This window comes from Bordetella genomosp. 11, assembly GCF_002261215.1.
Lineage (GTDB): Bacteria > Pseudomonadota > Gammaproteobacteria > Burkholderiales > Burkholderiaceae_B > Bordetella_C.
The window spans coordinates 3,502,794-3,525,311 of record NZ_NEVS01000004.1 but is presented as its reverse complement, the minus strand read 5'-3'; the positions used below and the strand labels follow the sequence as shown (position 1 = coordinate 3,525,311).

Sequence of the window (22,518 nt, the reverse complement as noted above, 5' to 3'; positions counted from 1 at the left end):
GAATTGGGTCTGTAGCTCAGTCGGTTAGAGCACCGTCTTGATAAGGCGGGGGTCGTTGGTTCGAATCCAACCAGACCCACCACAGTTTATCTGGGGGTGTAGCTCAGCTGGGAGAGCGCCTGCTTTGCAAGCAGGATGTCATCGGTTCGATCCCGTTCACCTCCACCAGTTTCGTTTGGTGGTGCTGTGCTTGGCGCCCGACTCGGGGGCTGGGGCGGCGTGAGGCCGGGTCCGCGAGAAAAGAGAGTTCAACGGTCAGTGTCTGCCGGTGTTTGTTCCGTGAAGCGGGGCGAGCGGCCGGGGTATTGAGCGTTGAGTTTTTGGCTCGACAGTTTTATTCGTTCTTTAACAATCTGGAAGAAGCACAACGAGAAGTATTGGCGGTGCATTGATATTTGATGCGCCGTTGGATACGGGTTGTGATTGCATGATAGTTCAAACTCAAGTGTATTGAGGATTTGAACGGCACAAACGCGAAGTAATCATGTCAGAAGCAAGACGGTTGCTTGAAGAGGTTTTATAGCCATTAGCGTTATAGGATCAAGCGACTAAGTGCATATGGTGGATGCCTTGGCGATCACAGGCGATGAAGGACGTTGTAGCCTGCGAAAAGCTGCGGGGAGCTGGCAAACAAGCATTGATCCGCAGATATCCGAATGGGGAAACCCACCGCCGCAAGGCGGTATCCTGGGCTGAATACATAGGTTCCAGGAAGCGAACCGGGTGAACTGAAACATCTCAGTAACTCGAGGAACAGAAATCAACCGAGATTCCGAAAGTAGTGGCGAGCGAAATCGGAAGAGCCTTTACGATTTAGCGCGTTGTATAGTCGAACGGGATGGAAAGCCCGGCCGTAGCAGGTGATAGCCCTGTAGGCGAAATGCAATGCGTGGAACTAGGCGTAAGAGAAGTAGGGCGGGACACGTGAAATCCTGTTTGAAGATGGGGGGACCATCCTCCAAGGCTAAATACTCGTGATCGACCGATAGTGAACCAGTACCGTGAGGGAAAGGCGAAAAGAACCCCGGAAGGGGAGTGAAATAGATCCTGAAACCGTATGCATACAAACAGTCGGAGCCTCCTTGTGGGGTGACGGCGTACCTTTTGTATAATGGGTCAGCGACTTACATTCAGTGGCAAGCTTAACCGGATAGGGAAGGCGTAGCGAAAGCGAGTCCGAATAGGGCGTTCAGTCGCTGGGTGTAGACCCGAAACCAGATGATCTATCCATGGCCAGGTTGAAGGCACGGTAACACGTGCTGGAGGACCGAACCCACTAGTGTTGAAAAACTAGGGGATGAGCTGTGGATAGGGGTGAAAGGCTAAACAAATCTGGAAATAGCTGGTTCTCTCCGAAAACTATTTAGGTAGTGCCTCAAGTATGACTGCGGGGGGTAGAGCACTGTTATGGCTAGGGGGTCATGGCGACTTACCAAACCATGGCAAACTCCGAATACCCGCAAGTCCAGCTTGGGAGACAGAGCACCGGGTGCTAACGTCCGGACTCAAGAGGGAAACAACCCAGACCGCCAGCTAAGGTCCCCAATTATCGCTAAGTGGGAAACGAAGTGGGAAGGCTTAGACAGTCAGGAGGTTGGCTTAGAAGCAGCCATCCTTTAAAGAAAGCGTAATAGCTCACTGATCGAGTCGTCCTGCGCGGAAGATGTAACGGGGCTAAGCGATAAACCGAAGCTGCGGGTGTGCAGGTCAAACTGCACGCGGTAGGAGAGCGTTCTGTAAGCCTGTGAAGGTGACTCGTAAGGGTTGCTGGAGGTATCAGAAGTGCGAATGCTGACATGAGTAGCGATAAAGGGGGTGAAAAGCCCCCTCGCCGTAAGTCCAAGGTTTCCTGCGCAACGTTCATCGGCGCAGGGTGAGTCGGCCCCTAAGGCGAGGCAGAGATGCGTAGCTGATGGGAAGCTGGTTAATATTCCAGCACCGTCGTACAGTGCGATGGGGGGACGGATCGCGGAAGATCATCAGGGTGTTGGAAGTCCCTGTTGCTGCATTAGAGAGGGCGCTTAGGCAAATCCGGGCGCGTGACTCAAGGGTGTGGCACGAGCGAGCATGTCTCGCGAAGTGATTGGAAGTGGTTCCAAGAAAAGCCTCTAAGCTTCAGCTGTACGAGACCGTACCGCAAACCGACACAGGTGGACGGGATGAATATTCCAAGGCGCTTGAGAGAACTCGGGAGAAGGAACTCGGCAAATTGATACCGTAACTTCGGGAGAAGGTATGCCCCGGTAGTGTGAGGCGCCTGCGCGCTGAGCATGATGGGGTCGCAGAGAATCGGTGGCTGCGACTGTTTATTAAAAACACAGCACTCTGCAAAGACGAAAGTCGACGTATAGGGTGTGACGCCTGCCCGGTGCCGGAAGGTTAAGTGATGGGGTGCAAGCTCTTGATCGAAGCCCCGGTAAACGGCGGCCGTAACTATAACGGTCCTAAGGTAGCGAAATTCCTTGTCGGGTAAGTTCCGACCTGCACGAATGGCGTAACGATGGCCACACTGTCTCCTCCCGAGACTCAGCGAAGTTGAAGTGTTTGTGATGATGCAATCTACCCGCGGCTAGACGGAAAGACCCCATGAACCTTTACTGTAGCTTTGCATTGGACTGTGAACCGGCCTGTGTAGGATAGGTGGGAGGCGCGGAAACCGAGTCGCCAGATTCGGTGGAGCCAACCTTGAAATACCACCCTGGTCTGTTTGCGGTTCTAACCTTGGCCCGTTATCCGGGTTGGGGACAGTGCATGGTGGGCAGTTTGACTGGGGCGGTCTCCTCCCAAAGCGTAACGGAGGAGTTCGAAGGTACGCTAGGTACGGTCGGAAATCGTGCTGATAGTGCAATGGCATAAGCGTGCTTGACTGTGAGACTGACAAGTCGAACAGGTGCGAAAGCAGGACATAGTGATCCGGTGGTTCTGAATGGAAGGGCCATCGCTCAACGGATAAAAGGTACTCTGGGGATAACAGGCTGATACCGCCCAAGAGTTCATATCGACGGCGGTGTTTGGCACCTCGATGTCGGCTCATCTCATCCTGGGGCTGTAGCCGGTCCCAAGGGTATGGCTGTTCGCCATTTAAAGAGGTACGTGAGCTGGGTTTAAAACGTCGTGAGACAGTTTGGTCCCTATCTGCCGTGGGCGTTGGATACTTGACGGAGCCTGCTCCTAGTACGAGAGGACCGGAGTGGACGTACCTCTGGTGTACCGGTTGTCATGCCAATGGCATTGCCGGGTAGCTATGTACGGAAGAGATAACCGCTGAAGGCATCTAAGCGGGAAACTCGTCTGAAGATTAGGTATCCCGGGGCCTCGAGCCCCCTGAAGGGTCGTTCAAGACCAGGACGTTGATAGGTCGGGTGTGGAAGCGCAGTAATGCGTTAAGCTAACCGATACTAATTGCCCGTGCGGCTTGATCCTATAACCCTGATGGTTAGACCCCCATCGAACAACCCTTGCAGCTGACCGCAAGCCGGCGCCTGTTGCCTCGCGCAACCTGCCCCGTGACTTGCCCTGATTGCTTGGCGTAGACGTGCCAATGCGGATCGCTTGCGATCCGCCACGCAGTCCCAACCCGAATCCTGTGCCCAGCCCCCCGCGCGAAAGCGCCAGGCTGGCCACCCCAATACCCTCGCCCGGACCTCACCGCCCGGCGTGCTTCATCCAGATTGGCGTGACGCGCAGCGTCCTTACCGGACCGCGCGCGGCGCGCAACCCTTTACGCCTGACGACCATAGCAAGGTGGTACCACTCCTTCCCATCCCGAACAGGACAGTGAAACGCCTTCGCGCCGATGATAGTGGACGGACGTCTGTGAAAGTAGGTCATCGTCAGGCTCTTATCCCCAAAACCCCGCTGGGCTCCCCAGCGGGGTTTTGCTTTTGCGGCCAGCTTCGCTTCTTCCAATACGTCCGCAAATAACAACGTTCAACGGCAGGGGTTTCCCGTTTGGCCGAAGCGATGGATGTTGTGCGGTAACATGTTCGAGTCAACCAGAAGGAGCGGTTATCGTGAGTGAGCCCCAGATCCCTATTAGCGGCAGTAGTCCAGACCTGCGCACCATTACGCATGTCGCGTATGGCCTGTTCGCCCTGGGTTTCGTGACTGGCGGCTTCCTTCCCTTCGGGACACTCGCGGCCGTCGTACTGATATACGTCAAGCGGGCGGATGCGGCCGGCACTTACTACGCATCGCATTTCGACTGGCTGTTGCGCACGTTCTGGTGGTCCCTGCTGTGGCTTGCCATCAGCGCCATTGCGACGTTGATTTTTATCGGCTGGCTGGGTGTCGCGGCCACGGTAGTGTGGGTGCTCTATCGTCTAATCAAAGGCTGGCTCGCCTTGATGGAAGGGCGTGCGCCTACGCCGACGTATGCGTGACGCAATGCCTGGGCTGGGTTGAAAACCGCGGCGCGCCATACTGATGGAAGCCAAAAGAAACGGCTGGCAAAAATGCCAGCCGTTTCTTTTATCCGGTCCCGAGCGGTTATCAATACCGCTTTGGAAGGTCGGTTGCGCGCGCTCCCTGGCACGGCGCCTGCTGATACGAAACGCGTCGCGGCGCTATCGTTTGCCGGGGTTCGCTAGATGGAACCCGCTGACGCAGCAGCCCGGTTTGAGTGGGCTTGCGTGATAGAGAGCTTTACTTGAGGTGCGCGTTGACCAGTTTGGTCAACTCGAACATCGAAACCTGGTCCTTGCCAAACAGCGGACGCAGTTTGTCATCTGCGTTGATATTGCGCTTATTGTTGGCATCTTGCAGGTTGTGCTTCTTGATGTATTCCCAGATCTTTTTCGTGACCTCGGTGCGGGGCACCGCCTCGGGACCGATGACCGCAGCCAGATCCGCGCTCGGGGTGAGCGGCTTCATGAAAGCAGCATTCGGCTTGCGGGCGGACGCGGTTTTGGAGGGTGTGGCCATAATGCGGCTCTCCTTCTCAGTGTTGGAAAATTGATCCTGCGGCCGGAGCATAACGTGTCTGCGCCCTAAAGACAAAGGCATTTATCGTCTGTAGCAACTAAAATTACCCACTGATCTCAGCAACTTTGTAATCCGTGACGGACTATGTATCCGCGTTCAGCGCTCGAATCGATTCGCTTATTCCATGATGAACTAACGGCATTGCGGCGCGACTTGCACGCACATCCCGAACTTGGTTTCGAGGAAGTCCGCACGTCGGGCATCGTGGCCGGCTCGCTGGAAGCCCTGGGCATCGAAGTGCACCGCGGCATTGGCAAGACCGGCGTGGTCGGCGTGATCCGCGGTCGTGGCACCGATAGCGGCCGCATGATCGGCCTGCGGGCCGATATGGATGCGTTGCCGATGACGGAAGATAATTCCTTCGGCCACAAGTCCACCAAGCCCGGCCTGATGCACGGCTGCGGGCACGACGGCCACACGGCCGTATTGCTGGGCGCGGCCCGCTATCTGGTCCAGACACGCAATTTCGATGGCACCGCGGTCCTGATCTTCCAGCCCGCGGAAGAAGGCCGCGGCGGTGCCAAGGCAATGATGGAAGATGGCTTGTTCGACACCTTCCCTTGCGATGCCATCTATGCGCTGCACAACTGGCCCGGCCTGCCTCCGGGGACGATAGGCATCAATCCAGGTCCCATGATGGCGGCGGCCGACCGCTTCGAGATCGTCATTAACGGGCGTGGCGGCCATGGCGCCCATCCGTACCAGACCATCGATCCCGTGGTGGTGGCGGGCCACTTGATTACGGCGTTGCAGAGTATCGTCGCGCGGAATATCAACCCGCTCGATTCCGCTGTGGTCTCCGTGGGGTCGCTGCAGGCCGGGCACCCCGGCGCCATGAGCGTGATTCCACGCGAGGCCCGGATGGTGGGCACGGTGCGGACCTTTCGCAAGACCGTCCAGGAATTGGTCGAACGGCGCATGAGCGAGTTGGCCATGTCCATCGCGGGCGCATTCGGCGCGACGGCGGAGGTCAAGTACGAGCGTATCTATCCGGCCACGCTCAATACGCCGCAGCACGCCAACCTGGTGGCGGACATCGCGACCGAGATGGTAGGCAAGGAGAATGTCGTCCGCGACCTCGTGCCATCGATGGGCTCGGAGGACTTCTCTTTCATGCTGCAATCGAGACCGGGCGCATACTTCCGCCTGGGCCAGGGCGGCGCGGAATCGGGCTGCACGCTGCACAATAGTCACTTCGATTTCAACGATGCGGTGATTCCGCTTGGCGCGGCGATGTTCTGCGCCCTGGCCGAGCGGGGCATGCCCCTGTCGGAATAGCGCCGGCCACGATTTTCCGGCGCCCCCGCCGCGATCGCGTGACGCGCGTCATCTATATTGGAAATTCCATGTCTACACAGTCTTTCGATACCATGGTCATCACGCGCCCGGATGATTGGCATCTGCATCTGCGCGACGGCGATGCGCTGGCCGCGGTGGTCGCCGATACCGCGCGGCAGTTCGCACGCGCCATCATCATGCCCAACCTGAAGCCGCCCGTGACGACCACGGAGCAGGCTCTGGCCTATCGCGAGCGCATCGAAGCCGCGCTGGGCCGCGCCGGTGTGACGCCCGGTTCCTTCACGCCGCTGATGACGCTGTACCTGACCGACAATACCTCCGCCGAGGAAATCCGCCGCGCGAGCGAATCGGGCATGGTCCATGCCGTCAAGCTTTATCCGGCCGGTGCGACGACGAACTCGGACGCCGGCGTGACCGACCTCCTGGGCAAGTGCCGGCCAGCGCTCGATGCGCTCGAAAAGTGCGGAATGCCCTTGTTGGTCCATGGTGAGGTGACCGACCCCGCGGTCGATGTATTCGATCGCGAAGCCCTGTTCATCGAGCGCGTCATGCGGCCCTTGCGGCAGGCGTATCCCGCGTTGAAGGTCGTGTTCGAGCACATCACGACCAAGGACGGCGCGGAATACGTGCGTGACGCGGAAGGCCCGGTGGCGGCAACCATTACGCCGCAGCATCTGCTGTACAACCGCAATTCCTTGTTCCAGGGCGGCATGCGTCCGCATATGTATTGCCTGCCTATCCTCAAGCGCGAGGTGCATCGGCAGGCGCTGGTCGCCGCCGCCACCAGCGGCAGCAAGCGCTTCTTCCTGGGTACGGATAGCGCGCCGCATGCGCGCGGTCTGAAGGAGCATGCCTGCGGCTGCGCGGGCTGCTACACCGCGCTGCATGCCATGGCGCTATATGCCAAGGCCTTCGAGCTGGCCGGCGCGCTGGACAAGCTGGAGGGCTTCGCCAGCCACTACGGCCCGGACTTCTACGGCTTGCCGCGCAATAGCGGGACCTTGACCCTCAAGCGCCAGGAATACCTCATTCCCGAGGAAGTCCCGTATGGTGCGACGACGCTGGTGCCGCTGGCTGCCGGCGAGTCTCTGGCATGGCGAGTGCAGAGCTAGGAGGCAGCGACGCGCCTTCGATTCAGGATGCGGCGGCGCGGCGTGCTTCCAGTTGTTCCCAACGCGCGAATTTCTCTTCCAGCGCGCGTTCCAGCTCCGCCAGTTTTTCGTTGATGTGGCCGACTTCGTCCGCCGCATCGCGGTAGAGCGAACCGTCGGCCAGCCGGGCCGACAAGGCTGCCTGTTCGGCCTCGATCGCTGCGATGGCATCCGGCAGCCCTTCCAATTCCTTGGTTTCCCACGCGCTCAGGCGGCTGGCCTTGGCGTTTCTTGGCTTGGCCGGGGACGCGGCCTTGTCCGCCGGCGCGGTACGCGCGGATGCTTCCGGCGCCGCGGGGGCGGGGCGCTGGGCAAGCCAGTCGTCATAGCCGCCGACATAGTCGTGCCAGATGCCGGGAGCGTCGTTGGCAATGACCTGGGTGACGACGTTATTGAGGAATTCGCGATCGTGGCTTACCAGCAGCACCGTACCCGTGTATTCCTGCAACAGCGATTCGAGCAGTTCCAGGGTCTCGATGTCCAGGTCGTTGGTTGGCTCGTCCAGCACCAATACGTTGGCGGGCCGCGCGAACAGGCGTGCAAGCAGCAGGCGCGCGCGTTCCCCGCCGGACAGGCTGCTGACCGGCGAACCGGCGCGCGCGGGCGAAAACAGGAAATCGCCGAGATAGCTCATGACGTGCTTGCGGGTGCCGCCGATCTCTACCCATTCGCTGCCGGGGCTGATGACATCGGCCAGGGTATCCGTCTCGTTCAGCTGCGCGCGCATCTGGTCGAAGTAAGCGACCGACACGTTCGTTCCCATGCGGACGGTGCCGGCGTCCGGCTCCAGCACCCCCAGCATGATGCGCAGCAGCGTGGTCTTGCCCGCGCCGTTGGCGCCGATGATACCGATGCGATCGCCGCGCAGAAGCGTGGTGGAGTAGTCGTCCACGACGACACGGTCGCCGAACGCTTTGCGTACGTGCTGCAATTCCGCGACCAGCTTGCCCGAGCGCTGGCCCTCCGCGATGGCCAGGCTGACGTTTCCCTGCCGTTCCCGCCGGGCGGCGCGTTCGACGCGTAGCTGTTCCAGCCGCCGCACGCGGCCTTCGTTGCGGGTGCGGCGTGCTTCCACACCCTTGCGGATCCAGACTTCCTCCTGGGCCAACAGCTTATCGAAGCGGGCCTGTTCCAGGCGTTCGGATTCCAGCCACTGCGCCTTGCGTTCCTGCCATTGCGAGAAATTGCCCGGGAAACTGAGCAGGCGGCCACGATCCAGTTCGACGATGCGCGTGGCGATGTTGTCCAGGAAGCGGCGGTCGTGGGTAATGATGACCGCGCTGCCTTTCCATTCGCCCAGCATCTGTTCCAGCCATGCGATGCCGTCGAAGTCCAGATGATTGGTCGGCTCGTCCAGCAGAAGCAGATCCGGCTCGCCCGCCAGCGCGCGTGCCAGCGCGACACGCTTGCGCGTCCCGCCGGACAGGCCCGCGACAAGCGCATCCGCCGGCAGGTTCAGGCGTTCCAGCAGGGAGCGCACGCGTGACGGACGTTGCCAGTCTTCGGTATCGTCCGTAGGGCCGCAAACCGTATCGAACACGGTCGCGGCCTCGTCCAGGACGGGCTCTTGCTCTACCGTGGCGACCTTCAAGCCCGCCGCGCGCGAGATATCGCCGTCGTCAGGGTCGGTGCGGCCATCCAGCAGCCGCAGCATGGAGGACTTGCCGGCGCCATTGCGTCCGATCAGGCCGATGCGTTCCCCGGCCTGGATGGAGAAATCGGCGCTGTCCAGCAGCGGATGGTGTCCATAGGCAAGGTGGACGCCGGTGAAAGTGATCAGGGTGGCAGGGGCCATGTGGCGACAGCGATTCGGGTAAAGACCGATATTGTCGCAGGAAGGCGGCCGCGCCGCCCCGGGATCTCTACGGCGCTCTCCGGCTTGAGGAAGCGTTGCGGCCGCCACCGTCCGGATATGCCGGGGATTGTTTCGCGGCGGCCGCCGGATCAATGGCGATCCGCTGGCCGGGCCGCGGGGTCGAAGTAGCCATCCGTCAACGTACCCAGGAAAGCCACCACATCGTCGATCTCCCGTGGCGTCAGCGCCGGCTTGCCCCCGGGCTTGCCGCCGAAAGGCGGATCCATATTGACATTGTCGCGGTAGGCGGCCGGCAGGTCGTCGAATTTGTCCACCGTGCCGTCGGCACGGCGCGGATACCAGCGTTCGGGCTGTACGTCTCGCGTCGCATAGAACTCCACGACCTCGCGCAGGGTGTGGAACACGCCATTATGGAAGAACGCCTTGCGAGTCGCGACATTGCGCAGCGTGGGCGAGCGGAACAGGCCGCAGTACTCGGGATGGTCGCTCAGGTCCTTGCGGTACGGTCCGCACAAGCCCAGGTCGAAATAGGCGGGATCGGCGTTGGCCGCAATGGCGGGATTGCGTGGAACGCCCAGCGCGATGTGGCCGTAGTCATTGAAGATGGGTAATGTGCCGGGGACGCTGAAACGATGGCAACTGGCGCAGTTGCCCTTGTCTTCGGCCGCGAAAAGACGCAGGCCGTTCGCTTCCTGTTCGGTGAATGCGGCGCGTCCCATCGCCACCGCGTCGTACTTGCTGCTGTAAGGGAAGAACAGCGCCGGCGTGTCCTGGTAATACGCCAGCGCCTGGGAAATGGCCGCGAAGGCCTTATCCGTATCGTCGAAAACCTGGCTGCCGTACAGGCGCCGCAAGGTGTCCGCGTAGGGCGCTGCCCGTACGCGGGCGACGACGGCGGCCGGATCCCTGTTGCCCATCTCGCGCGGATCGAGCAGCGGGATGCGGGCTTGGGCGTCCGCGCGGTTCACGCGCCCATCCCAGGTCAAGCCGCCGGTGGGGCCCGCATCGGTGCTGTTGTCGCCTTCTTCCTCGCTATCGACGAAGTGCTCGTTGAAGGGCGGCACCTGCTGCAAATACATCAGCGATGGTGCCGCACGCACGCCGGTCCTGGTCATCTCGGCGCCGCCGGGCTGCACCGACAGATCGTTCGGCGGCCCGAAGTGGTTTTGCGGGCTGTGGCAACTGGCGCAGGATTGCCGTCCCGATGCGGACAGGCGCGGATCCAAGAACATGACCTGCCCCAGTGACGCCAGATCGGCGGCCCGTTGACGCGCGTAGGCGCGGTCGTAGGTGACGGGGGGCGGCGGATAGTAAGTGCTGTCGGACGTCGCGCCATTGGCGGGCGCGGGGCCGCCCGCATCCGCGGTCGCCGCGTGGATACCGATGGCGCCTATTGCCAGCAGCAGCGTCACCAGCGCGGCGAAAACACGTGTGGACGTAAGGGTAGGGCGGACACGGGACATAAGGGCTCGGGACGCAGGACGGACAAACTGCGGCGAGCCTAGCAGCGCAATATTTCAGCGGCGGGAATCCGGCCTGAACGGCCACTGAATCGGTATCGCGGCGATTCAGTTCCAGGTCAGCGAATCTTCATGAGTTTCACATGCTGGTGACCGACTATGGCGGCACTTTCCTCACGCCATTACTCAAAAGGAATCTGCCGGGTATGAAGCCGACTCTTCGCACGATGTGCGTTTCATCGATGCGGCCGCTCGCCGCGATCGCGGTCCTTGGGTCGTTGGCCGCCTGTGGCGGCGACGGGACCACCACGCCATCGGATATCAGGGCACGCGCCGAAGACCGCGCCGTGGACAACATTCAGAACGTCGTGGTCATCTACGCTGAGAACCGCAGCTTCGATAACCTGTATAGCGACTTTCCCGGCGTGGACAGCCCGCTGGCGACGGCGACATACGCGCCGCAGCTGGATCGCGACGGCAAGACCGTGTTGCCTGCGTTGCCGCCGGTCTGGGCCGGCCTGACGAACGCGAAGGCGCAGTTCGACGCCACGGTGCCCGTGGTCACCACATCGCAGACCCAGGGCATGGCCAACAAGCCGTTCTCGATCAACGACACCTACCCGGGCGTGGACCTGAAAGCCGTCAACGCCGACCTGTGGCACAACTTCTATCAGAACCAGATGCAGATCGACGGCGGCAAGAACGACCAGTTCGTCGCCTGGGCCGATAGCGCTGGGGGCCTCGTCATGGGGCACTTCACGGGCAATTCCGGCACGCTGCCGTTGTGGAAGGTCGCGCAGAAGTACACCATGGCGGATCATTTCTTCATGGGTGCCTTCGGCGGCTCGTTCCTGAACCATCAATACCTGATCGCCGCCGCGCCGCCGGTCGTGCCCATCACCGACACCAACAAGAGCAAGGTGGCCGCGCTTTCCGACGGCCCGCAAGGTTCGCACCTGGCGGTGAACCCCGCCGCGCCTGGCGCGGATTCCGCGTTGAGCGGCCCGGCCACGTCGATTTTCGTCACCAGCAGCGCCACGCTCACGCCGGACGCTTACGCCATCAATACGATGCAGCCGCCGTACCAACCCAGCGGCAATAAGCCGGCGCCGAACGCGCAGGGCGTCACGGCCGGCCTGCTGGCGGACCCGGCGAACGCCACGACGGTGCCGCCCCAAACCCAGGCCAACATCGGCGACTATCTGAGCCAGAAAGGTGTCGAATGGGCGTGGTATAGCGGGGGCTGGGGCTTCCAGGTCGCGCGTTCGACGAACCCCTCCGGCTGGGCCGGTTCCGATTACACGGGTACTGCGCTGCAAGGCGATGGCCAGCCTTTCGTCAACTTCCAGTTCCATCACCAGCCCTTCAATTACTTCAAGCGCTTCGATCCCACCACGCCGGATGGCGTGGCCCAGCGCAACGAACATCTGAAGGATGCCGGCGTCAATGGCGAGAACTTCATCGCCGATATCCGCGCCGGCAAGCTGCCGCCCGTCTCGTTCTACAAACCCGTCGGTAACCTGAACGAGCACAACGGCTACGCCGATGTGCTGCGCGGCGACCAGGCCATCGCCGACATCGTTGCCGAACTGGAAAAGAGCCCGCAGTGGGGCCATATGCTGGTCGTCATCACCTACGACGAGAACGGCGGCTTGTGGGACCATATCGCGCCCCCCAAGGGCGACCGCTTCGGGCCGGGATCGCGCGTTCCCACCATCGTCGTGGGCCCGACCGTGCGCAAGGGCTATGTCGACCACACGATGCTCGATACGACGTCCATTCTCCGCTTCATCACGCGGCGCTGGTCCTTGCCGGAGCTGCCGGGCATCACCACGCGTCGCAATGCGTTGAAGCAGAACACGGGTGTGGATCAGGGCGACCTGAGCGAAGCGCTGGACGCCTCGCTGACCTGAGCCGGCCCTGGTCCGCGGCGCCCCGCCATTGCCGTTTTCCGTGGCGGCCCTGCCGGGCGCGGGACCGCGTCGGCGGGGGTGGCGTGGGCCTGTTCCGGCCCCGTCCCGGGCCTTGCCGCGCCAGTAGTCTAAAATGTACGGGCAAGACGGGTCGGGCAATCGCGGTGCGCATGCATCGAGGAAGGTCCGGACTCCACAGGGCGCGGTAGCGGCTAACGGCCGTCCGGGCGCGCGGCGGGCAACCGCCACGTGCTCGAGGAATAGGGCCACAGAGACGAGTCTGCGAAGCGGGCGCGGTTTTCAACCGCGCACAGGCACGGCGACTTCCGTGTCGCGCGCTCCGGCAACGGGGCGCGGCGTCGCAGGGTGAAACGCGGCAACCTCTACCGGGAGCAACATCAAATAGGCATGCGTCTCGGTCTTCGGACCGGAAAGGGCGGCTCGTCCGAGCATGCGGGTAGATGGCTAGACCCGGCCAGTAATGGTCGGGCCAGATGAATGATTGCCCGCCGGGATCCCCGGCGTACAGAATCCGGCCTACAGATCCGTCTTGCTTCCCCCCGCAGGGGCTGGATGCGTCACGCCCGGAACCCTCCCTCCTCGCCAGGCTCAGGTAGGACTTTTAGATCGTTTTGCAACCCCCTGATTTATCAGGGGGTTTTTATTTTGTGTTTTCAACGGTGATGTCTAAGTCCTTGTTGTGATTGAAAAAATTGTGTCCGGTTGCTTGACCGCGGGTTGCCCTTCCCGTAGAGTGGGAAAAAGTAGGTTTTTGTGCAATTAAGTGGGAGGAATGGGTGTTCCAGGGAAGCAGCGCGCTCACGCTGGATGCAAAGGGTCGGATCTCTATTCCGACCCGGCATCGTGACGCCCTGGTCGCTCAGGCGGAGGGCCGGCTGACGCTGACCCGCCATCCGGACGGTTGCCTGCTGCTCTACCCGCGCCAGGAGTGGGAAAAGAAGCGCGAAGTCATTGCCGCGCTCCCCATGTCCGCCCGGGCCTTGCAGCGGCTGCTGCTGGGTAACGCCCAGGATGTCGAGCTGGACGGGTCCGGCCGCATCCTGATCGCCCCTGAACTACGCAATGCCGCAGGAATGACGCGCGAAGTGATGTTGCTCGGCATGGGTGCGCACTTCGAGCTGTGGGATGCCGCTTCCCTGGCCCGCCGCGAGGCGGAGGATCTGGCTCAGGGAATGCCGGAAGTGCTGAATCAGTTTTCGTTCTGAAACCGACATGAAACTCGAACATCGGCCCGTGCTGTTGGTGCCGACGGTGGATGCCTTGTTGTTGCCGAATTTCGGCAGCCGCAAAGCCGCCGGCCGCAGCGGGGACGATGAAGCCGACGCGAGGCATCGGCTCGATGGCGTCTACGTCGACGGGACATTCGGCCGTGGGGGGCACTCCCGCGCGCTGCTGTCGCGGTTGTCGCCCAAGGCGCGGCTGGTGGTGTTCGACAAGGATCCGAGCGCCATCGAGGTGGCGCGGCAAGTGGCCGACGCCGATCCCCGTGTATCGGTGGTGCACGGCGGTTTTGCCACCATGCGCGAGGCGTTGCGGGATCTGGGTGTGGATAAGGTGGACGGCGTCATGCTGGACCTGGGGGTGTCATCGCCCCAGATCGACGACGCCGGGCGGGGGTTTTCTTTCATGCGCGAAGGCCCGCTGGATATGCGCATGGATACGACGCGCGGCCCGACGGCCGCGGAATGGCTGGCCGACGCCAGCGTGGACGAGATGCGGGAGGTCATAGCGGAATATGGCGAAGAACGGTTTGCTTTTCAGATTGCAAAAACGATTGCAGCTCGCCGCGCAACAAGGCCGCTGCACACCACGCTCGAGCTTGCCGAGCTCGTCGCAAGCGCCGTCCGCACGCGCGAAAAGGGGCAGCATCCGGCCACGCGCACCTTTCAAGCTTTACGGATTTACCTCAATCGGGAGCTCGAAGAACTCGCACGCGCCCTCGCGTCAGCTCTAGATCTGCTCGCGCCGAAGGGGAGGTTGGCGGTGATCAGTTTCCATTCGCTCGAAGACCGCATGGTGAAGCAATTCATCGCCGCGGCCGCCAGGCCTGCGGCCGCGCATTCCCGCATGCCATTGCGCGAGAGCGAAATGCCGCAGCCGTTGTTGCGTTCCCTGGGCCGTGTGCTGGCCGAACCCGACGAGGTCGCGGCCAATGCGCGTTCGCGGTCGGCCATCCTGCGCGTCGCCGAGCGGACCGATGTGCCGCTGCCCGCGGCCGGCGCCGCGGCTTTTGTCGGCGCCGACCCGCTGTCCGCCGCGCGCGCCCGTCGCGCAGGCAAGGGGAAGCGCTGATGGGGCGTCTCAGCCTGCTCCTGGCCGCGGTGCTGATGTCCTGCGCCATTTCTCTGGTGACCAGCCGCTATCAGGCGCGCCAGTTGTTCGTCGACCTGGACCGCTCGCAGGCGCAGGCGCGCGACCTGGACAATGACTGGCGGCGCCTGCAGCTGGACCGCGCGGAACTGGCGCGCAACGCACGCGTCGATCGTGCCGCGCGGGAAGACCTGAAGATGATACCCATCGTGCCCGATCGCACGATCTATCTGAACCAGGCCCCGGTGGCGGGGGGCGCGCAATGAAGCGGCTGCCCTTCTTCAATAGTCCTGTCCTGCGCGGCCAGTTGCCCGCGTGGCGTTCGCGCCTGGTATTGATCCTTCTTTTCGTGGGTTTCGGCACTTTGGCCGCGCGCGCGCTTTTCCTGCAGGGCATTACCACCGATTTCCTGCAGCAGCAGGGGGAGCGGCGCTACGAGCGCACGCTGACGCTTGCCGCCACGCGCGGAAAAATCCTGGACCGAAATAATGTCGTATTGGCCTCCAGCGTCCCGGCGCGGGCCATCTGGGCGATCCCGGACGACGCGCGGGGCGCGCCCCCGCAACAACTGGCGGCATTGGGCAAGCTGCTGGACATGCCGGTGGCGGACCTGAACAAGCGCCTGGCCGACGAGGACAAGAACTTCGTTTACCTGAAGCGCCAGGTACCGATGGAGATCGCCGACAAGATCAAGCAACTGGCGGTTCCGGGCATCCACCAGCAACCGGAGACGCGGCGGTATTACCCCGAAGGCGAGGTGATGGCGCATGTGGTCGGCTTCACCAACATCGAGGACCAGGGGCAGGAAGGCGTCGAGTTGGCGTTCAACAAGCAATTGTCCGGCCGTCCCGGCACCCGCCGCGTGATCAAGGATCGCCTCGGCCGTGTCATCGAAGACGTGCAGGCCGTTACCGAGCCGGTCAACGGCAAGGACCTGCGCCTGTCCATCGACACGCGGGTGCAGTACGTGGTGTTCAAGGCGCTTAGCGATGCGATCGCGCTGCACCACGCGCGGGGCGCGGCGGCCGTGGTGCTGGATGCACGCACGGGCGAGGTCCTCAGCATGGCCAGCCTGCCTACCTACAATCCGGCCGACCGCAGTTCGCTCGATACGGACGCGCTGCGCAACCAGGCCATCACCGATACCTTCGAGCCCGGTTCGATCATGAAGCCGTTCACGGCCGCGCTGGCGCTGGACCTCGGCCGTATCACCACCTCGACCATGTTCGACACGGGCAACGGGCATTTCCGTTATCAGGGCTCGACGATCAGCGACGTCAGCCGCAATGGCACCATCAACGTCGCGGACGTGCTGCGCCGTTCCAGCAATATCGGCATGACCCTGATATCGGAAAGGCTGGAGCCCCGCGAAATGTGGGACCGCTTCACCGAACTGGGATTCGGCCAGGCGCCGCAGCTGGGCTTCCCGGGCGCCGCGCCGGGACGCCTGCGGCCGTGGGAACGGTGGCGCCTGATCGAAAAGGCCACCATGGCCTATGGCTATGGCCTGTCCGTGTCGTTGTTGCAGATGGCGCGTGCCTATACGGTATTCGCCCGCGACGGCGATATGGTGTCGCTGACGCTGGTCAAGCGCGATAGCGAGCCCACCAGCGTCAAGATCTATCCGCCGAAGATTGCGGCGTTGATCCGCAGCTTCCTGGAGGCCGCCGCCGGGCCGGACGGGGCCAAGCTGGCCCAGGTGCAGGGTTACCGCGTGGCCGGCAAGAGCGGCACGGCGCGCAAGATCGTCGACGGCAAGTACAGCACCAGCCGATACCGGAGTTCCTTCGTGGGGTTCGCGCCGGTATCCAATCCGCGCATCGTCGTGGCGGTCACCATCGACGAGCCGCAGACCGGCGGCTACTATGGCGGCGCGGTGGCCGCGCCGGTGTTCTCCACTATTGTCGGTGGCAGCCTGCGGCTCATGAACGTCCAGCCGGATGCTCCATTCGAGTCCACCGTGGTGGCAGGCTTGCAGGAGCCGAGGAGATGAACGCCACGAGCCTGGATTTCCCCGTCACGACGCCGTCCGATGCGGACGGCGTCGTAGCATGGTTGCGTGCGCACGCGGCGGCCGGAGCCGATTTGCGCCTGGACTCGCGCGAAGTCGCCGCGGGCGACGTCTTTGTCGCCTGCCGGGGGCGCGCCAGCGACGGCAGCCTATATATACAGCAGGCGGTGGCGCGCGGCGCGTCGGCCATCCTCGTCGAAGGGCCGCGGGCCCCGCTGTCCGAGGCGCTCGCCTCGAATGTCCCGCTGCGGGTGGTCGACGGACTTCGCGGCATGCTGGGTGCGCTGGCCGATAGCTGGTACGACCGGCCTTCCGCGGCCCTGGCCGTGATTGCCATCACCGGTACCAATGGCAAGACCTCATCCGTGCAGTGGCTGGCGCGCGCGCTGACGCACGCGGGCAAGCCCTGCGGTGCCATCGGCACGCTGGGCGCGACCCTGCCTGACGGGCAGGCCGTTCCAGGCAGCCTGACCACCCCTGACGTACTTGCCGTGCATCGCCTGATGGCGCAGATGCGGCGGGCCGGAGCCCAGGTGGTCGCGATGGAGGCGTCATCCATCGGCATCGAGCAGGGCCGCATGGATGGGCTGCGCATCGACATCGCCGCCTTCACCAACCTGAGCCGGGACCACCTGGATTACCACGGCTCCATGGCTTCGTACGAAGCCGCGAAAGCGCGTTTGTTTGCCTGGCCGGGGCTGAGCAAGGCCGTCATCAATGCCGACGACGAAGCCGGCCGGCGCCTGATTGCGTCGTTGCCGGCCGAGCGGGTCACCACCTATGGCATCCATACCGCCGCCGACGTGTGCGCGCGTGACCTGGGCGTGACCGGCCAGGGCCAGATTTTCACGCTGTCCACCTCGCAGGGCGAAGCCCAGATCATGACCCCGCTGCTGGGGCAGCACAACGTCGCGAACCTGCTGCTGGTCGCCGGTGTGCTGCACGCGCTGGGCTGGCCGTTGTCCGATATCGCCCGCGAACTGGCTGCCGCCACGCCGGTCGCTGGGCGGATGGAAGTCGTCACGCCGGTGAACGTGCCGCAGGCCGCGGGCATGCCGGCGGGCCCCATGGTCGTGGTCGACTATTCGCACACGCCGGACGCATTGGAACGCGCCCTGGCGGCGTTGCGCCCGGTGGCGCAGGCGCGCGGCGGCAGGCTGCTGTGCCTGTTCGGCTGCGGCGGCGATCGCGATGCCGGCAAGCGTCCGGTCATGGGTGCTATCGCCGCGCAGGGCGCGGACCATGTCGTGCTCAGCAGTGACAATCCGCGCAGCGAGGATCCCGCCGCGATCCTGGCGCAGATTCGCGCGGGGATAGGCGACGGCGCGTCGCTGACGATAGAGCCCGACCGCGCCCGCGCCATCATGGGGACGATCTGGGCCGCTCGCCTGGAGGACGTCGTGCTCCTGGCCGGAAAGGGGCACGAGACCTATCAGGAGATCGCCGGCGTCAAGCTCCCTTTCGACGATCGGGAATGGGCGCGGCTGGCGCTATTGCTGCCTGCCGTGTCGGCCGTTTCATCCGACACGCGCACGATAGGCGCGGGGCAGCTCTTCCTTGCGCTGGCGGGCGAGCGCTTCGACGGACACGATTACCTGGCGCAGGCACAGGCGCAGGGGGCGGTGGCGGCGATCGTCGCGCACCGCGTGGAAGGCGCGCGGATCCCCCAACTGGTGCTGGGCGATACGCGGGAGGCGCTCGGACGCATCGGCGCCGCCTGGCGCGCGCGGTTCGCGATCCCGGTCATCGCGGTGGCCGGCAGCAACGGCAAGACCACCACGAAGGAAATGATCTCCGCCATCCTCGCGGATTGGCTCGGCGCCGAGCAACGCCTGGCCAGCGCGGGCAACTTCAATAACGAAATCGGCCTGCCCCTGATGCTGCTGCGCCTGCGCGCGCATCATCAGGCAGCGGTCTTCGAATTGGGTATGAATCATCCCGGGGAGATCGCCCGGTTGGCCGCCATGGCGGCGCCCACGATCGCCCTGGTCAACAATGCGCAGCGGGAGCATCAGGAATTCATGCATTCCGTGCAGGCGGTAGCCGAAGAAAACGGTGCCGTTCTGGCCGCGCTGCCGCAGGACGGCTATGCGGTCTATCCCGGCGACGAGCCCTATACGGCGACCTGGGACGCCATGAGCGCGACGCCGCGCGTGCTGCGTTTCGGCCTGCAGGCCGGACTGGATGTGTACGCGGAGCAGCTCCAGGCCGATGCGCTCGGCAGCCGGTGCCAATTGGTCACACCTGCTGGCACAGCGATGCTGGAGCTGCCGGTCCCGGGCATGCACAATCTGCGCAACGCGTTGGCGGCCACCGCATGCGCGCTGGCCGCGGGTGCGCCGCTGGCCTCCGCCTGCAGGGCGCTGGCCGCCTTCAGCCCGGTGTCGGGCCGGATGCAGCGGCACCGATTGAGTGACGGAACATTGCTGGTCGATGACACCTACAATGCCAATCCGGACTCTGTCAGGGCGGCCATCGATGTGCTCTCGCAACTGCCCGCGCCACGTGCGCTGGTATTGGGGGACATGGGCGAAGTGGGCGCCAACGGCCCGGCGATGCATCGCGAAGTCGGCGAATACGCGCGAGAGCGCGGCATCGATCTCTTCCTTAGCCTGGGAAAAGCCGCCGCCGATGCCGCCGCGGCCTTCGGACCCGGCGCAAGGGCTTGCGAGAGTGTGGAAGAAATTGTGACGGCGCTGCGCGGCCAACGCGCACGCGCCGTATTGGTGAAGGGTTCGCGCTTTATGCGCATGGAGCGGGTAGTGAAGGTGCTGGTGAGTAACGATGGACATGCGCCCCTGGGGCAGGGAGAACAGCATGCTGCTTGAGATCGCCCGCTGGCTTTCCGACGACATCCGCACCTTCGGCGTTTTCGAGTACATCACCTTGCGCGCCGTCTTCGCCTGCGCCACGGCGCTGCTGATCGGCCTGTTCTTCGGTCCCCGCGTCATTCGCAAGTTGACCGAACTGAAGATCGGCCAGGCCGTGCGCGCTTATGGCCCGCAGACGCATCTGGTGAAGACCGGCACGCCGACCATGGGCGGCGCCCTGATCCTGATCGCCATCGGAATCAGCACGCTGCTATGGGCGGACTGGAGCAACCGTTTCGTCTGGGTCGTATTGCTGGTGACCTTCGGCTTCGGCCTGATCGGGTGGATCGACGACTACCGCAAGGTGGTGCACCGCGACCCGGAAGGCATGCCGGCGCGGCAGAAGTTTTTCTGGCAGGCACTGATCGGACTGGTGGCGGCGATCTACCTGGCGTTCGCGGTTTCCGCGCCGGCCAATACCGAGCTCTGGCCCCTGTTCCGCAACTGGGTGGCCAGTGGCTTCACGATGCCGTTGCCGACGCGCGCCGACCTGATCGTGCCCTTCTTCAAGACCGTCAGCTATCCCTTGGGCGTACTCGGCTTCGTCGCGTTGACGTGGTTCGTGATCGTGGGTACCAGCAATGCGGTCAACCTGACCGATGGCCTCGATGGCCTGGCCATCATGCCGACGGTCATGGTGGGTGGGGCGCTGGGCATCTTCGCCTACGTGATCGGCCGCGCGGATTATTCCAAGTACCTGCTGTTTCCGTATGTGCCCGGGGCGGCGGAATTATTGGTGCTGTGCGCGGCGCTGGCCGGGGCAGGACTGGCTTTCCTATGGTTCAACGCCTATCCGGCGCAAGTCTTCATGGGCGACGTGGGCGCGCTGGCGCTGGGCGGCGCACTGGGCACCGTGGCGGTCATCGCGCGGCAGGAGATCGTGCTGTTCATCATGGGTGGCGTGTTCGTCGTCGAGACCCTGTCGGTCATGGTGCAGGTCAGCTGGTTCAAGTACACGAAGCGCAGGTATGGCGAAGGACGGCGGATATTCCGCATGGCGCCGCTGCACCATCACTTCGAAGTCAGCGGCTGGAAAGAAACGCAGGTGGTCGTGCGGTTCTGGATCATCAGCATGATGCTGGTTTTGATTGGCCTTTCAACGTTGAAATTGCGATGAGCGCAACGGAATCTTCCGTCTCGGATACCCCTCGCGTCCTGATTCTGGGACTGGGCGAGACCGGTATCGCCGCCGCGCGCTGGTGCGCGCGCAGCGGCGCTCGCCTGCGCATCGCCGATACCCGCGAAGCGCCCGGTGGCTTGGCGCAGTTGCGCGCCGTGTTCGACGGGATGCCCGCGCAGGAACAGCCGGACTATCGGCTGGGCTGCGACAGCTTCGACGCGGCGCTGCTGGACGGTGTTTCGCAGGTCGTTATCAGCCCGGGCCTGGCGCCGGGCCAGCCGCCCGCGCAAGCCTTGCTGGCCGAGGCTGAAAAGCAGGGCGTGGAGGTTGTCGGCGAAATCGAGCTGTTCGCCCGCGCGCTGGCCATGCTGGCGGAAAGCCGCGACTACCGGCCCCGCCTTGTCGCCGTGACCGGAACCAACGGCAAGACGACGGTGACGGCGTTGACCCGCAGCATGATCGAAGCCTCCGGCATGACCGTGCGCGCGGCGGGCAACATAGGCCCGGCCGCGCTGACCGCCTTGATGGACGCGCTGGACAACAATGCGCTGCCGCAAGCCTGGGTGCTGGAGCTGTCCAGCTTTCAATTGCATGCGACACACAGTCTGACGGCCGACGCGGCCGTCGTATTGAATGTCACGCAGGATCACCTGGACTGGCATGGCGATATGCAGGCTTATGCGCAGGCCAAGGGACGCCTGTTGACGATGGCGCGTATCGCCGTGGTCAATCGCGACGACCCGTTCACGGTCGGCATGGTGGAGTCCCTGGATCACCAGCGTGTGCGCAGCTTCGGTCGCGACCAGCCGGTGCTGGTCGGCGACCTGGGGTTGGAGCAGGGCCCGGGCGTGGCCTGGCTGACCGCCTGCGAAGCCAGCGATTTCGATATCCCCATGGCTACGCCGGCGCGGCGCAAGAAAGATGCTCCGCCGCCTCCGCGGCCGGCCGGCCGCGTGTCCCGACTGATGCCCGTGGACGCGCTTCACATCCGAGGGATACACAACGCGACCAACACGCTCGCGGCCCTGGCCCTGGGCCGTGCGCTGGAGATCGGCTGGGGCCCCATGCTGCGCGCGGCGCGGGAATATGCCGGGGAACCTAACCGCGTGGAGTTCGTTCGCCGTATCGCCGATGTCGATTTCATCAACGACAGCAAAGGTACCAATGTCGGAGCGACGGTTGCCGCGCTGGAAGGGCTGGGACAGCCCGTGGTCCTGATCGCTGGCGGCCTGGGCAAGGGACAGGATTTTTCGCCTTTGGTGGCCCCCGTTGCGCGGCATGCGCGCGCGCTGGTCCTGATCGGCCAGGACGGCCCGGAGATCGGCAAGGCATTGGCGACGGCCGGTGTCGCCTGCGTGCAGGCGTCCGACATGCGCGACGCCGTGCGCCAGGCCATGACGCTGGCAAAGCCCGGCGATGCCGTCCTGCTGTCGCCGGCGTGCGCCAGCATGGACATGTTCCGCAACTATGTGCATCGCGGCCAGGTTTTCGCGCAGGAAGCGCAGGACCTCGCCCTGGATCGGGGGGAAGTGGCATGAGCGTTTACGCACTTCCGGCCGCATGG

Annotated in this window: 14 protein-coding genes, 2 tRNA genes, 2 rRNA genes and 1 other RNA gene; 16 read left to right on the top strand and 3 right to left on the bottom strand. The window is 63.6% G+C overall.

Going from position 1 to position 22,518, the window contains the following annotated elements; all coding sequences use genetic code 11:
* Window positions 1-5: 5 nt before the first annotated feature.
* From CAL28_RS23510 to CAL28_RS23490, 5 genes are all read left to right on the top strand, one after another.
* A tRNA-Ile gene (locus CAL28_RS23510) sits at window positions 6-82 on the top strand.
* Window positions 83-92: 10 nt separating this feature from the next.
* Window positions 93-168, top strand: a tRNA-Ala gene (locus tag CAL28_RS23505).
* Between the two features lie 370 nt (window positions 169-538).
* A 23S ribosomal RNA gene (locus CAL28_RS23500) occupies window positions 539-3,423 on the top strand.
* 303 nt (window positions 3,424-3,726) lie between these two features.
* Window positions 3,727-3,839 (top strand): 5S ribosomal RNA (gene rrf, locus CAL28_RS23495).
* 174 nt (window positions 3,840-4,013) lie between these two features.
* A complete protein-coding gene (locus CAL28_RS23490; protein ID WP_094843578.1) occupies window positions 4,014-4,382 on the top strand; it encodes a DUF4870 family protein in 369 nt (122 codons plus the stop codon).
* Window positions 4,383-4,644: 262 nt separating this feature from the next.
* On the opposite strand, the gene CAL28_RS23485 is transcribed toward CAL28_RS23490, so the two are convergent.
* Window positions 4,645-4,923 (bottom strand): SWIB/MDM2 domain-containing protein, encoded by a 279-nt coding sequence (locus CAL28_RS23485; RefSeq protein ID WP_066354569.1) that lies wholly within the window; start codon window positions 4,921-4,923, stop codon window positions 4,645-4,647.
* Window positions 4,924-5,067: 144 nt separating this feature from the next.
* Here CAL28_RS23485 and CAL28_RS23480 point away from each other — a divergent pair, with 144 nt between their 5' ends.
* Both CAL28_RS23480 and pyrC read left to right on the top strand, forming a co-directional pair.
* Window positions 5,068-6,261, top strand: a complete 1,194-nt coding sequence (locus CAL28_RS23480) for a M20 aminoacylase family protein (protein WP_094843577.1) — start codon at window positions 5,068-5,070, stop codon at window positions 6,259-6,261.
* A gap of 68 nt (window positions 6,262-6,329) precedes the next feature.
* Window positions 6,330-7,394, top strand: coding sequence for a dihydroorotase (gene pyrC / locus CAL28_RS23475; protein WP_094843576.1), 1,065 nt, complete (start codon window positions 6,330-6,332; stop codon window positions 7,392-7,394).
* Between the two features lie 22 nt (window positions 7,395-7,416).
* Here the strand turns inward: pyrC and CAL28_RS23470 are convergent, their stop codons facing one another.
* Together CAL28_RS23470 and CAL28_RS23465 are read right to left on the bottom strand one after the other, a co-directional pair.
* Window positions 7,417-9,228, bottom strand: a complete 1,812-nt coding sequence (locus CAL28_RS23470) for an ATP-binding cassette domain-containing protein (protein ID WP_094843575.1) — start codon at window positions 9,226-9,228, stop codon at window positions 7,417-7,419.
* A gap of 149 nt (window positions 9,229-9,377) precedes the next feature.
* Entirely contained in the window at window positions 9,378-10,712 is a 1,335-nt protein-coding gene (locus CAL28_RS23465) for a cytochrome-c peroxidase (protein ID WP_094843574.1), read from the bottom strand.
* A gap of 203 nt (window positions 10,713-10,915) precedes the next feature.
* Between CAL28_RS23465 and acpA the strand changes: the two genes are divergently transcribed.
* The 9 genes from acpA to murD all read left to right on the top strand — a co-directional run bounded on the left by acpA (window position 10,916) and on the right by murD (window position 22,492).
* A complete protein-coding gene (acpA, locus tag CAL28_RS23460) occupies window positions 10,916-12,622 on the top strand; it encodes an acid phosphatase (protein WP_254926209.1) in 1,707 nt (568 codons plus the stop codon).
* Between the two features lie 143 nt (window positions 12,623-12,765).
* Window positions 12,766-13,178: RNase P RNA component class A (rnpB, locus tag CAL28_RS23455), an RNA gene on the top strand.
* A 241-nt stretch (window positions 13,179-13,419) separates the two neighbouring features.
* Window positions 13,420-13,848: a division/cell wall cluster transcriptional repressor MraZ gene (gene mraZ / locus CAL28_RS23450; RefSeq protein ID WP_066639927.1), complete on the top strand. Its 429-nt coding sequence runs from the start codon at window positions 13,420-13,422 to the stop codon at window positions 13,846-13,848.
* Between the two features lie 7 nt (window positions 13,849-13,855).
* The gene (gene rsmH / locus CAL28_RS23445) at window positions 13,856-14,935 is read left to right on the top strand and encodes a 16S rRNA (cytosine(1402)-N(4))-methyltransferase RsmH (RefSeq protein WP_094843571.1); all 1,080 of its coding nucleotides are present in this window, start codon (window positions 13,856-13,858) and stop codon (window positions 14,933-14,935) included.
* Window positions 14,935-15,219: a cell division protein FtsL gene (gene ftsL, locus CAL28_RS23440; RefSeq protein ID WP_094843570.1), complete on the top strand. Its 285-nt coding sequence runs from the start codon at window positions 14,935-14,937 to the stop codon at window positions 15,217-15,219. The genes rsmH and ftsL overlap by 1 nt, the downstream gene beginning before the upstream one ends.
* Window positions 15,216-16,946: a peptidoglycan D,D-transpeptidase FtsI family protein gene (locus tag CAL28_RS23435; protein ID WP_094843569.1), complete on the top strand. Its 1,731-nt coding sequence runs from the start codon at window positions 15,216-15,218 to the stop codon at window positions 16,944-16,946. Before ftsL ends, CAL28_RS23435 begins: the two co-directional genes overlap by 4 nt.
* Window positions 16,943-19,792 carry a bifunctional UDP-N-acetylmuramoyl-L-alanyl-D-glutamate--2,6-diaminopimelate ligase MurE/UDP-N-acetylmuramoyl-tripeptide--D-alanyl-D-alanine ligase MurF gene (gene murF / locus CAL28_RS23430; protein ID WP_094843568.1) on the top strand — a complete coding sequence of 950 codons (2,850 nt, stop codon included), beginning with the start codon at window positions 16,943-16,945 and terminating at the stop codon, window positions 19,790-19,792. Before CAL28_RS23435 ends, murF begins: the two co-directional genes overlap by 4 nt.
* The gene (mraY, locus tag CAL28_RS23425; RefSeq protein WP_094843567.1) at window positions 19,782-20,951 is read left to right on the top strand and encodes a phospho-N-acetylmuramoyl-pentapeptide-transferase; all 1,170 of its coding nucleotides are present in this window, start codon (window positions 19,782-19,784) and stop codon (window positions 20,949-20,951) included. Before murF ends, mraY begins: the two co-directional genes overlap by 11 nt.
* Window positions 20,948-22,492 (top strand): UDP-N-acetylmuramoyl-L-alanine--D-glutamate ligase, encoded by a 1,545-nt coding sequence (murD, locus tag CAL28_RS23420; protein WP_094843566.1) that lies wholly within the window; start codon window positions 20,948-20,950, stop codon window positions 22,490-22,492. Before mraY ends, murD begins: the two co-directional genes overlap by 4 nt.
* Window positions 22,493-22,518: the final 26 nt, after the last annotated feature.